Here is an 11,413-nt window from a genome sequence, read left to right on the forward strand (position 1 = left end):
AAAGACTAGATAAGAAAATTGAAATCAAACATTTTACATAAGTCTTTATTTATAGGGTTGCTCACGCTCCTTTTTGGAATTAAAGCTGTGAACGCCCAGTTTTTACTTCAAGCTCCCAGTGGTGGAGATGAGAGCAATTACCAATGGTTTGAAGCTTCCGATTTGGGAACGGTGCTAGGAACTAATTCCTTTTATGAGGCAACACAACCAGGAGTGTATTTTGCAACCTATGATGGAACACTATGTGGTTCCAACGCAACGGGTTATTTCATTTTAACAGATTGTAGAGCTCCAGATAATGAGGTGACTTTGGATATTTCAGCAAGTATTCCCTCAGGAGCTACGGTTAGTTGGAGCCCTACCTTAACAGGAGATCAAACCCGGCCTACTGTGACTAGCACATCAACAGTTGCCAGATATACGGCAACCATTACCAAAGCAGGAAACGCAAGTCAACTTCCCCGTTTCACGGTGGTTTGTATGATTGAAGCTGCTACGTTGGTTGATGACTTAATCGCCGCTGATGAAGATAATTCGGTCGTTGTTCCAATTTATGATAATGATTCTGACTTACCCTCCACGGGTACACTTACTACTACAAATCCAGCAAATGGAACGATATCTATTACTGATAATGGGACTCCCAACGACCCTTCAGATGATATAGTTACCTATACTCCAAATGCCGATTTCAACGGAACCGATACTTTTGATTACACCGTATGCACATCGACTGGAGCTTGCAGTACTGCTACAGTAACAGTAGATGTATTGCCTATTGTGGATGCATTTGATGATTCCGTAGCCACAGACCAAGATGTGTCTATTGACATCGACATATTGGCCAATGATAATGATTTACCAACTTCTGGGACATTAACAAATACAGCTCCAACGAATGGGGCAGTGGTTATCAACGATAATGGAACTCCAACTGATCCATCCGATGATTTTGTGACTTATACACCAAATCCAGGGTATCTAGGTCCAGATTCGTTCGATTATACCATTTGTGATACCAGCGGAAATTGTAGTACGGCTACCGTGACTATCCTCGTGAACGTTCCTTCTGTTAACTTGGATGCTGATAATGACGGTATTGTAGACAGTTTTGAGGACTTGAATACGGATAATGATAATGACCCAAGTACAAATCCTACCGATACAGATGTGGATGGCATACCTGATTATTTGGACATTGATAGTGACAATGATGGTATACCTGACAATGTTGAAGCACAACCTACCTTAACATATATACCACCGAGTTTAGTTGATGCCAATGATAATGGATTGGATGATGCTTATGAAAATGGTGGCAATATCGGCTTAATCCCTGTGGACACAGAAGGTGATGGAATTCCTGATTATGTGGATGAAGACAGTGATGACGACAATATTCCAGATAATGTTGAAGGTAATGACCGAAATCAAGATGGAATCGCGGATGTAACCCTTACAGGTTCGGACAAAGATAATGATGGTCTTGATGATGCTTACGAAGGAAGCACAGCAATCGACATTGATGTTAATGACGAGATAAACGACCCAAGCACCAATTTAATGGATACCGATACAGACGGGGAATTGGATTATAGAGACTCTGATGATGATGATGATGGTATTGAAACTATAGATGAAGACATAGATCTAGATGGAAACTATGCAAACGACGATTCTGATGGAGATGGAATACCAAACTATTTAGATCCAGACCTTGGACCAACGCAAGTAGATCCAATCGATGTTATAAACGTAATTACGCCAAACGGTGATGGAGTGCATGATGTACTTACCATCAATAACTTAGAAGATTATCCAAACAACACAGTAAAAATTTACAACAGGTGGGGTGTGCAGGTCTATATGACCAGAGCATACAATACCAATGGAAATGTCTTTGACGGCACTTCCGAAGGAAGAGTAACAGTGAACAAGGACAACAAGTTGCCAGTGGGAACATACTTCTACATCATAGATTATGAAGACCCTAATGGGAACATGAATCAACTTTCTGGTTACCTATATATTAATAGATAAAGATTATCGCACTGTGGAAAGAATGGATATGACAAAGAGAATAAGATTACTGATAACAGTTGTAGCATTTGGTTTTGGCATAACGGTCCAAGCGCAGCAAGATGCACAATATACCCAGTATATGTACAATACTGTGAGTGTCAACCCGGGATATGCCGGTTCAAGAGGTCACTTAAGTATTGCTGGTCTCTATAGAAATCAATGGTTGGGACTTGATGGGGCACCTGAGACCCAAACTTTAAATATACATACACCGCTTGGTTACAGGGGTGTTGGTCTAGGACTTTCCGTTATTAATGACAAGATTGGACCTACTTCAGAAACCTATTTCGACGTGGATTTTTCATATACCATCCGCACATCGGTTGATGGGAAACTTAGTTTTGGTCTAAAAGCAAGTGCCCATATGTTGGATATCCGATATTCAGAACTTGATGAGTTTGCAATTGATGGACAGCTAAATCAAGGTGATTTGAATCAATTTTCACCTAATATAGGAGCTGGGGTATACTATCATACAGAACGCTTTTACACTGGTATATCCGCGCCAAGACTATTGGAAACTACCCATTTTGACGAGTCTTCACTCTCAACGGCCAAAGAGCAGGTGAACTGGTATTTGATTTCTGGGTATGTTTGGGACTTAAACCCATTTCTAAAATTTAAACCGACCGTTTTAGCCAAAATGGTGCAAGGAGCTCCTTTGCAAGCTGATATTTCTGCGAATTTTATGTTCAATGAAAAATTCATTGGTGGAGTTGCCTATCGCTGGGATGCTGCATTCAGTGGTTTGGTCGGATTCCGTATATCCGATGAGATGTTCATTGGATTAGCCTATGATCGAGAGATTACTGATTTGGGTGCTACCACTTTCAATGATGGTTCGATTGAGATTATTATGAGGTATGATTTTCTGAAAAATGTAGGAAATCTAAAATCTCCACGATTTTTTTAGTACCCACGAGTTTAAGAACATTTTAGCCCTTACTTCTGCATAATTCCTGACAAACGTCATATTTTTGCCTTATGAAAGAGGAAAATGTGATTTTGGTCAATGAAGCCGATGAACCCATTGGCTTAATGCCCAAACTCGAAGCGCATGAAAAAGCTATTCTGCATAGAGCTTTTTCAGTGTTCGTTATGAATAACAAAGGGCAGACAATGTTGCAGCAAAGAGCAAAGGATAAGTATCATTCCCCATTGCTATGGACGAATACTTGCTGCAGTCATCAAAGAGAAGGAGAGAATAATATTGAAGCTGGAAAAAGAAGATTGCAAGAAGAAATGGGCTTTCAAACGGAGCTTAAAGAACTATTTTCATTCATTTATAAAGCGCCCTTCGATAATGGTCTGACCGAACATGAGCTGGACCATGTGATGATGGGAAGTTATGAGGACGCTCCAAGTATAAATCCAGAAGAGGTGGAAGCATGGAAGTGGATGTACCCTTCCGATATCAAAAATGACATTGCCGCAAACCCAGATCAATACACGGCATGGTTCAAAATTATTTTTGAACGCTTTTATGACCATTTAACCAAGGCTAATTCACAACTATGAGCATAAAGGTTAGCAGAAAAGCCAGTTTTAATGCTGCACATAGACTTTTCCGTAAAGATTGGAATCAAGAAAAGAACCACCAGGTTTTTGGCAAGTGCAGCTATCCCAACTATCACGGTCATAATTATGACCTTATTGTAAGTGTTGAAGGAGAGATAGACCCAGAAACTGGTTTTGTAATGGATCTTAAAGTGCTAAAAGACCTGATTAAAGAACATGTGGAGGAAGCCTTGGATCATAAAAACTTAAATACTGATGTTCCAGAGTTTAAGGATTTGAACCCAACTGCCGAGAATATTGCAGTGGTTATCTGGAACAAACTTAGACCACATATTAACCAAACCAATAAATTGGAGGTGGTGCTTTATGAAACACCTCGTAACTTTGTAACCTATTCTGGCTAAAAAATGACCTTGTATCCCTTAAAATTTACACCTATCCTAAAGGAACGCCTTTGGGGAGGAACCAAACTGAAAGATGTTCTTGAAAAACCAATAGAAAGCGATATTACTGGAGAAAGTTGGGAGCTTTCTGGTGTAGAAGGTGATATTTCCGAAGTATCCGAAGGTGAGCTTAAAGGCACTTCGTTAAAAACTTTGATATCCAATAATGCAGAAAATTTACTTGGAAAAAGTGTGGTTGAGCGTTTTGGAAGTGATTTTCCCATACTTATCAAGTTTATAGATGCAAAACAAGATTTGTCCATCCAACTCCATCCTAACGATAAATTGGCGAAGGAGCGACATAATTCTTTTGGGAAAACCGAAATGTGGTATGTGATGGATGCGGATCCGGGTGCAAAACTTATTGTAGGCTTCAACAAAGATGTTGATAAAAAGGAATATGTAGAGAGTTTAGAAAATGACGCTTTGCTTGACTTATTGAATTATGAGGAAGTCTCCGAAGGAGATACCTTCTTCATTAATACGGGAAAAATTCATGCCATTGGCGCTGGGGTCTTGCTAGCCGAAATTCAGCAAACCTCGGATATCACCTATAGGGTATTCGATTTCAATCGTAGGGATAAGGATGGTAATTTAAGAGAATTGCATACCCAACTGGCGATTGACGCCATAGATTATTCTAAAAAGGACGATTTTAAGGTAAATTATTCCACGGAGCTTGATAAAGTAAATACAATGGTGGATTGTCCATATTTTAAAACCAACATTTTGGACCTTACCAGCACGGTACGTCAAGATGTATCTCAACGAGATTCATTTACAATTTTTATGTGTGTAGGAGGGGAGGCTGACATTAAAAATGATTGGGGTAATACCAATATAAAAACAGGCCAGACCGTTTTAGTGGCGGCTTCCAGTAACTTTATTGAAATAAGTACTGGAGGGGCAAAACTTTTAGAAGTTACCATTTAATAGTACCTTTGATAAAAAATATAGCATGGCAAGTATTCGTGATTTAAAGAAAGACGTCAATTTTGTTTTAGGAGATATTATCGAAGCGGTTTACCTATGGGAAGCGGGTTCTAACAATGCCGATTCAAAAGAGGGTTCTGCTATTATTGACGATGCTATTTCAGTATTTGATGACCTAATGGGTAAAATTCACCAGAAAGATGTGGATAATAATAAAGCCCACTTTAAAGATATTCGTGTTCAACTTGAAGATAAGGCCACTAAGCTGATTGAAAAGCTGAACAAGCTCTCCAACTAGAACGATTTCTTTATTTTTCTAAATAGGTTTTAAGAGCTATTCCATACTTGGAAGCAGCCACTTCTTCGGACAATGTACCGTAAATAGAATCTAAGTACTTAGGGTTTGCATCATTTGCCTGCGTCAACAAGACATATGGTGTTACGTGTGAATTTGCATTGGTTAGTCCAAAGTTGAGCATGTACCGATACCGCGCAATGATGTTGCGATCAATCAATTTTTGAACAGAATCCAATGAAATAGGCTCCACTCCGTTCTCGTCAGACTGGGTTAGCTGCATTAGCTCCAGTTCCTTAATGTTGAAATTGGAAATCATTGTATTGAATTCTTCAAACTTTTCCTGACTCTCCGAACCAAATATTTCAGGATCAATATCAAAAGTGTTCCATGAAGTGTTTATGGTGATTTCCCCTGGTTCCCCAAAGAATATGATACGATCATTCAGATCGTTTTCGTCCTGCTTTTTTAGGTATAGATAAAATATTTCAGGACTTTGGACTTCTTGATTAAAAACAAAGTTACCATCTCCCTCAATTTCCAATGAATCCAGAGCAGCTAGAGTTGAGTCTTTAAAGTGCTGCAAGTACAATGTTCCTTTCTTAAGCCCCTTAATATTACCCGAAACGGTCATAGTGCTATCTGTCTTCGAATCACATGATGCAATACACACTGTTAGACCTAATAGAAATAAAATCCTCTTCATTTTGAAATTTTTGCGTGGCAAATATCAAAATATTTATCGAATTAGTTCAAATCTATTCGAATTGAATGTAATAATGTTCTTTTTAAAGTGGATAAAGAATGAAGAAATTCATTGATAAGCTAGAGCAGTATTCGAGGAATATTCCAAGGAGGACAATTTTTGCTGTATCAATTGAAGCTCGGAATTAAATTGTAATCCAGGTTTCAAGGCTTTTATTGCGTTTTGTTTCTGTCCAAGTTTATGGTAAGCCAACCCTAACATTAACCGTGCGTTGGAAAAATTCTTTTTCATTTGAAGAGCCAGACGCGCATGGTGCAAAGATTCAGCAAACCGTTTAGTGTTGTAGAGTTCTTTGCTAAGCATCAAATGGTTTTGAGGTGTGGAGTTGTTCCTTAGATTTTCTTCCAAAATGTTGATTACAGTTTCTTTTTTTTTGGCAATCTTCAAGTACCTTTTTGCAACAAGCATGTTGGTTTTGGTTCTTGAAACCTCGAGTGCCAATTTTTGAAGCTGATTCCAATTCTCTGAATGATGATATATTTTCATCAGTAAGATTTCAGACTTACCAAAGGTGGGTGAAATTGCTATCGCTTTTATCAAATGTTCCTCTGCTTCGGTATACTTTCCTTGCTCAATTAAAAACTTAGCGTGATTGATTAGGTGAGTTGCGTTGTCAGGTTGTTGTTGACAGGAAACACTTAACTGATAGTCCAAAGTTTTAGTAGCGACTTCTAATTTTTGTACTGCTTCCAAAGTGGAGCGTAACTGTATATTGTTTGGATTGTGTTCCATCGCCGATTTCAACAAATCTTTTGTATTTACATATACAAGAGGATGGTCTACAGCTATGGCATGGATATCTGCCCAAGAATCGTTTGTTTGATGATTATTTGTAGAGGATTGCCAATAAACAAAGCAAGCCACGGCATATATAAGGAAATACAATACACTTGTCGCCTTACTTTTATTTGATATGAATTTGGTGCCGTCCATGGTACAATAGTGAAAACTGAGATACAACAGTCGTGTCCTATTGACCAAGGTAGGTCATGAATTACCTTATAAGGAAAGGTGTTTTACGGATGCAGGTTTTGGATTGATGAATCGACCAAAAGACTATTTTTGCAAAAGATTACATTGTTGAAGCTACTTCCATCAACAAAGCGCATAAATAAGCGCCTGCTGTACCTACAACATAACCAAAGACGGCCAATAAAATTCCAACAGAAGTCAAGGAGGGATGAAATTCTGCGGCCACTACCGGTGCTGAGGCTGCACCTCCAACATTGGCTTGGCTTCCAACCGCAAGGAAGAAATAAGGTGCTTTTATCAGTTTGGCAACCAAAATCAAGAGACCCGCATGAATAGTAATCCAAATAAGTCCTACCAAAATTAAACCCGGATTTTCCATTACTCGACCCAAATCCATTTTCATTCCAATGGTTGCCACCAAAATATAAATGAACATACCACCAATTTTACTGGCACCAGCTCCTTCATAATTTTTAGCCTTGGTAAAAGAAAGGCCAATGCCGATTGCAGTGGCGAAGACAACCATCCAAAGAAATTTGGAACCTAGGGATGACAGTATTTTTTCTTTGTTCCGGATGACTTCAAAATTGTTTTCCAAAAAGTCAGCAAAGTGATGTCCTAAAAAATGGGCGATTCCAACTCCAGCAAAAGCATAAAGTAGCATCATCATAAAATCATGAAGAGAAGTTACCCTTGCAATTTTAGCTGTATGTGTAGACACTTTTTCCTTTAGTTCTTCAATGGATGAGGTATCAGCTTTTAGCCATTTATCAATTTTTTTGGTCTTTCCTATTCCTAAAAGAAGTATGGCCATCCATAGATTTGCCATTACAATATCCACCAATACCATTTTTGAGAATTCCTTTGGGTTATATTGAAAAACCTCCAACATAGCTGCTTGATTAGCTCCACCGCCAATCCAACTGCCAGCAATAGTAGAAAGACCACGCCACACCGCATCAAAACCATTTCCACCTACCGTTTCCGGAGAAAAAATGGAAACGATAAGAATAGCCACAGGACCACCAATGATTATCCCAGCTGTACCTGTTAGGAACATTATCAAAGCTTTTGAACCAAGATTTGCAATCGCCTTTAGATCTATACTAAGCGTCATTAGAATAAGGGCAGCAGGTAATAAATAGCGACTGGCAATATAGTATGTCTGAGATTTGGTTTCATCAATAACTCCCGTACTTGCGAGAATGGCAGGTAATAAATAGCACATAAGTACTGTAGGAACTACAGCGTAGAATTTTTTCCAAAACCCCTTTTTTATGGAAGAGGTATAAAAAACAAAACCCAGACAGAGGCAAAGAAGAGCGAAGATTATGGTGTCTTCGGAAAATGGCAGTTGGTCCATAGTATTAAAATAGTGGTGGTTTCAAATATAGGAAAATCAAAAATGGTCTTGAATAAATTGAGCCACTCCATGTTGCGTATTGGCCAGGGTTATCTTATTTGCTGCTTCCTTGGCTTCTTTTCGCCCATTGGCAACTGCGACTCCGTAACCGACACTTTGTAACATTTCCACATCGTTGTAATTATCACCAAAAGCGATTACATCGTTTAAAGATTCATTAGATCTTAAAATTGTCTTTATACCGGCAAGTTTTGAAGATGATTTAGGTGCAATCTCAATTAGGGTGTCGTTGGATCGGTAACAATTCATTTCGGATGCGTAATCCTTATCTAAAATGACCTCTAGCTCATCCATATTTGATTTGTTGCCCATGAGCATTAATTTATGGGCCCCAGAGTCTTCTTTTTTCCATCTTTCCAAAGTGGTCATTGTTGGTTCAAAAATGGGAGTTGCCTTTGTATTGAAAATTTCCTTTTCTACCCTTTCCGACGTTTCAGAAACAAACCAATCATCGTGCCTGTAAAGTCCGAAACGAATATTTTGATTTTCACATAGCGCATGAAGAGCCAAGATTTTGGAAATAGCGATATTAGAATTACTTAGTACCTTATCTTGATCTAAAATCAATGCCCCATTGTAGGCTATTATTGGATTTTCTTCAATACCCATTCGTTTTTGAAGATAGGTGATTGACTTGGGCATACGTGCTGAAACCAAAACAATTCGGGTGCTATGTTTAATGCGATTGATCTGGGAAATAGTAAATTCGGAAACATCGTTTTTTGTGGATAGTAGTGTTCCATCCAGATCCGAACAAAGTATTTTAAAATTCATCCTAAATGTTTAGCCAATAGGTAAGCTTCAAATTGATAGACCTATTTCTGGGCATAAAGGTATTCACAAAATAATTGTCATTATAGACTAAAAATAAATCCGAAAGTGGAGCAAAACGCCATTGTAAGCGCGAATTGAAGCCCAAATTGTCACGTTGATTACTATACTGTACCAAGGTTGACCAAAAAACGGATTTACTAAAGGTAATATCCACACGGGGTGCAATAAGCACAATATCCGCTTGGGAATAGGGAGCCGGTAACTCTAAACGGTCATAGTTTAAATTCATTGACATATTAACCTTTGGTTGTATTCTTAGATTTAAAAATGCCTCCATTGAATACCTGGTTCCATTAAAGAATCCTCCAAACGACGGTTCAAAACCGTAGGATAAAACATTTCTGCGATCTGATCTGAATTCCAACCGTACAGCGTTAAAATGGTATCCTGTGTTTGCAGGAAGAGGAATGGCATCATCTTTCCCGGTCGGTTCAAATTCATCGGTCAGAAAGATGAACTGGTTGGACAAGGTGGCCTCTAATTCAGATAAATTATTGAAATCGGCACCCCATCCTAGATTGATTAGACGATCTGTATGCTGATAATCCAGATTAGGTCGCCATGTATTGATCATAAAAAGCTCAAGACCGTGGTTATTTATGGCTCCTTTCTTCTTTGGCCAAAAATTCCGATTAATATTCCCTGCTACCTTGAAGATGTCAGTTCTGGGTACAAAGCCCAAATCTGAAGTAAACTCTTCATCGATGTATACAACATCCAAAAAAGACCCATATTTTCTTGTATTGAACCCTAAAAATGCACCTCCAGAGAAATTCCCCTCACTATCATCTGGTTGAAATGATTTATGGCCATAGACCTTTCCTTGCCAAATATTATCCGCTGAAACCAAGTTATAATCTACCCCAACCACACGATTATATTCTTCGCTTTCATCCAGAAAATCGGGGTTGTTGAATGATTGTCTGTTGATAAAGAACATGCCAATGTTTGACCTTGAGAATACTTTCTGTTGCAAGGTGAACATCATATTGTTATTTGAGGCTATTTCATTGGCAGCATCTTCTTCCGTTTGAATATTTAAAACACCGAGGCGAAGATTTTTATTAAGTTTTCCACTTAATCGGACACCACCGATAATTCTATTTTCGATGGTATTGTCCGCGGTATCCTTAGCAATTCCAATTCTTCGAGAAAAGAAGGGGTTTGCATCCCGGCGACCACCAAAATTTCCAAAAAGGTCATTGTTATCGATAAAAAACTGACGTCTCTCCGGTAATGAAATTTCAAAACGTGTGAGATTGGTGATAAAATTATCAACCTCGACTTGCGAAAAATCAGGATTAAGGGTGATGTCCAAATTCATTCCGTTGCCTATGGCCACCTTGGCGTCACCACCTACCTTTATATCATTGGCGGAAACTTCATTTTCAAAATCTCTGCCAGAAATTGCATTAACATAGGGTATTATGGCCAGTGGCGTGCGAGATTTACCCAAAGGTTTCTCAAAATGCATGTCACCCATAAAAGCCAAACTCGTTATGATTTGATTTTGAGCAACCCTTACCCAAGTGCTACGCTCGTTGGCCTGCATATCAAATCGATAACTATTGAATCGCCATTTGGTCTCACCTTCGCGAAATTTAAATGAAGTAAGGGGAATCGCCAATTCAGATGTGTAGTAATTGTCATAAATTTTGGATTCACCTCTCCATTTGACATCCCATGAAGTCACAAAATTGGCAAAGTCATTACCTCCGCCTGAAATAAGGGCCTCGCGTCTTACGCCCAAAGGATTGATGCCGAAAAGGAAGGCGTTTGTTCCATCGTTGAAAGTGTCAAAAAGCAAACTAATATTGTCATTACCACCAGCTCTGTAATCACGACGCAATGATGGTGTAATATAGTCGTCTCCTCGGGTATCCTGTTTGATTCCGATGTACAGGGTAGTATCATCAAAGAGCATTTTGATTTCTGTTTTTTGAGTTGCAAAAATAGAATCGGAAGGAAAGTTTTGCTGAAAATCATGAGCGCTGTCTGCTGTTTCCCAAACAGACTCGTCCAATACGCCATCCAACTTTATAGGTTGGTCTATGTACTTGACAACGAATGACTTTTCTGGTGATTGGGCAAAAAATATGAATGGAAATAGTGATGCAACAAGTACACAACGAAGTTTCGACATAGGT

At 38.8% G+C, this 11,413-nt stretch carries 11 protein-coding genes; 6 read left to right on the forward strand and 5 right to left on the reverse strand.

The window, feature by feature from the left end; translation table 11 throughout:
• The first annotated feature begins 18 nt into the window (after window positions 1-18).
• The 6 genes from ACOKFG_RS08210 to ACOKFG_RS08235 all read left to right on the forward strand — a co-directional run bounded on the left by ACOKFG_RS08210 (window position 19) and on the right by ACOKFG_RS08235 (window position 5,274).
• Window positions 19-2,040 carry an Ig-like domain-containing protein gene (locus ACOKFG_RS08210; RefSeq protein ID WP_422862170.1) on the forward strand — a complete coding sequence of 674 codons (2,022 nt, stop codon included), beginning with the start codon at window positions 19-21 and terminating at the stop codon, window positions 2,038-2,040.
• Window positions 2,041-2,068: 28 nt separating this feature from the next.
• The gene (locus ACOKFG_RS08215) at window positions 2,069-2,995 is read left to right on the forward strand and encodes a PorP/SprF family type IX secretion system membrane protein (protein WP_298794756.1); all 927 of its coding nucleotides are present in this window, start codon (window positions 2,069-2,071) and stop codon (window positions 2,993-2,995) included.
• Window positions 2,996-3,066: 71 nt separating this feature from the next.
• Window positions 3,067-3,600 carry an isopentenyl-diphosphate Delta-isomerase gene (idi, locus tag ACOKFG_RS08220; RefSeq protein ID WP_298794757.1) on the forward strand — a complete coding sequence of 178 codons (534 nt, stop codon included), beginning with the start codon at window positions 3,067-3,069 and terminating at the stop codon, window positions 3,598-3,600.
• Window positions 3,597-4,004, forward strand: coding sequence for a 6-carboxytetrahydropterin synthase (locus tag ACOKFG_RS08225; RefSeq protein ID WP_299488815.1), 408 nt, complete (start codon window positions 3,597-3,599; stop codon window positions 4,002-4,004). Before idi ends, ACOKFG_RS08225 begins: the two co-directional genes overlap by 4 nt.
• Before the next feature lie 9 nt (window positions 4,005-4,013).
• A complete protein-coding gene (locus ACOKFG_RS08230; RefSeq protein WP_299488812.1) occupies window positions 4,014-4,976 on the forward strand; it encodes a type I phosphomannose isomerase catalytic subunit in 963 nt (320 codons plus the stop codon).
• A gap of 25 nt (window positions 4,977-5,001) precedes the next feature.
• Window positions 5,002-5,274: a hypothetical protein gene (locus ACOKFG_RS08235; RefSeq protein ID WP_298794759.1), complete on the forward strand. Its 273-nt coding sequence runs from the start codon at window positions 5,002-5,004 to the stop codon at window positions 5,272-5,274.
• A gap of 10 nt (window positions 5,275-5,284) precedes the next feature.
• Here ACOKFG_RS08235 and ACOKFG_RS08240 read toward each other — a convergent pair whose 3' ends face one another.
• The 5 genes from ACOKFG_RS08240 to ACOKFG_RS08260 form a co-directional block, all read right to left on the reverse strand.
• The gene (locus tag ACOKFG_RS08240) at window positions 5,285-5,977 is read right to left on the reverse strand and encodes a DUF4369 domain-containing protein (protein WP_298794760.1); all 693 of its coding nucleotides are present in this window, start codon (window positions 5,975-5,977) and stop codon (window positions 5,285-5,287) included.
• A gap of 108 nt (window positions 5,978-6,085) precedes the next feature.
• On the reverse strand, window positions 6,086-6,970 hold the full coding sequence (locus ACOKFG_RS08245) for a tetratricopeptide repeat protein (RefSeq protein ID WP_422861052.1): 885 nt from the start codon (window positions 6,968-6,970) through the stop codon (window positions 6,086-6,088).
• A 139-nt stretch (window positions 6,971-7,109) separates the two neighbouring features.
• A complete protein-coding gene (locus ACOKFG_RS08250; RefSeq protein ID WP_299488808.1) occupies window positions 7,110-8,372 on the reverse strand; it encodes a DUF819 family protein in 1,263 nt (420 codons plus the stop codon).
• Between the two features lie 36 nt (window positions 8,373-8,408).
• Window positions 8,409-9,206, reverse strand: a complete 798-nt coding sequence (locus ACOKFG_RS08255) for an HAD family hydrolase (RefSeq protein ID WP_299488805.1) — start codon at window positions 9,204-9,206, stop codon at window positions 8,409-8,411.
• Window position 9,207: 1 nt separating this feature from the next.
• Window positions 9,208-11,409 carry a DUF5916 domain-containing protein gene (locus ACOKFG_RS08260; RefSeq protein ID WP_299488802.1) on the reverse strand — a complete coding sequence of 734 codons (2,202 nt, stop codon included), beginning with the start codon at window positions 11,407-11,409 and terminating at the stop codon, window positions 9,208-9,210.
• Between the last annotated feature and the right edge of the window lie 4 nt (window positions 11,410-11,413).

Source organism: Flagellimonas rhodophyticola (assembly GCF_049332665.1).
In the GTDB taxonomy this organism is placed as follows: domain Bacteria; phylum Bacteroidota; class Bacteroidia; order Flavobacteriales; family Flavobacteriaceae; genus Flagellimonas.

Bases quoted from the DNA above. Each gene is read 5' to 3' on its own strand.
- idi (WP_298794757.1), top strand. From the start codon at position 3,067: ATGAAAGAGGAAAATGTGATTTTGGTCAATGAAGCCGATGAACCCATT.
- ACOKFG_RS08240 (WP_298794760.1), bottom strand. From the start codon at position 5,977: ATGAAGAGGATTTTATTTCTATTAGGTCTAACAGTGTGTATTGCATCA.
- ACOKFG_RS08260 (WP_299488802.1), bottom strand. From the start codon at position 11,409: ATGTCGAAACTTCGTTGTGTACTTGTTGCATCACTATTTCCATTCATA.
- ACOKFG_RS08235 (WP_298794759.1), top strand. From the start codon at position 5,002: ATGGCAAGTATTCGTGATTTAAAGAAAGACGTCAATTTTGTTTTAGGA.
- ACOKFG_RS08215 (WP_298794756.1), top strand. From the start codon at position 2,069: ATGACAAAGAGAATAAGATTACTGATAACAGTTGTAGCATTTGGTTTT.
- ACOKFG_RS08225 (WP_299488815.1), top strand. From the start codon at position 3,597: ATGAGCATAAAGGTTAGCAGAAAAGCCAGTTTTAATGCTGCACATAGA.
- ACOKFG_RS08245 (WP_422861052.1), bottom strand. From the start codon at position 6,970: ATGGACGGCACCAAATTCATATCAAATAAAAGTAAGGCGACAAGTGTA.
- ACOKFG_RS08255 (WP_299488805.1), bottom strand. From the start codon at position 9,206: ATGAATTTTAAAATACTTTGTTCGGATCTGGATGGAACACTACTATCC.
- ACOKFG_RS08250 (WP_299488808.1), bottom strand. From the start codon at position 8,372: ATGGACCAACTGCCATTTTCCGAAGACACCATAATCTTCGCTCTTCTT.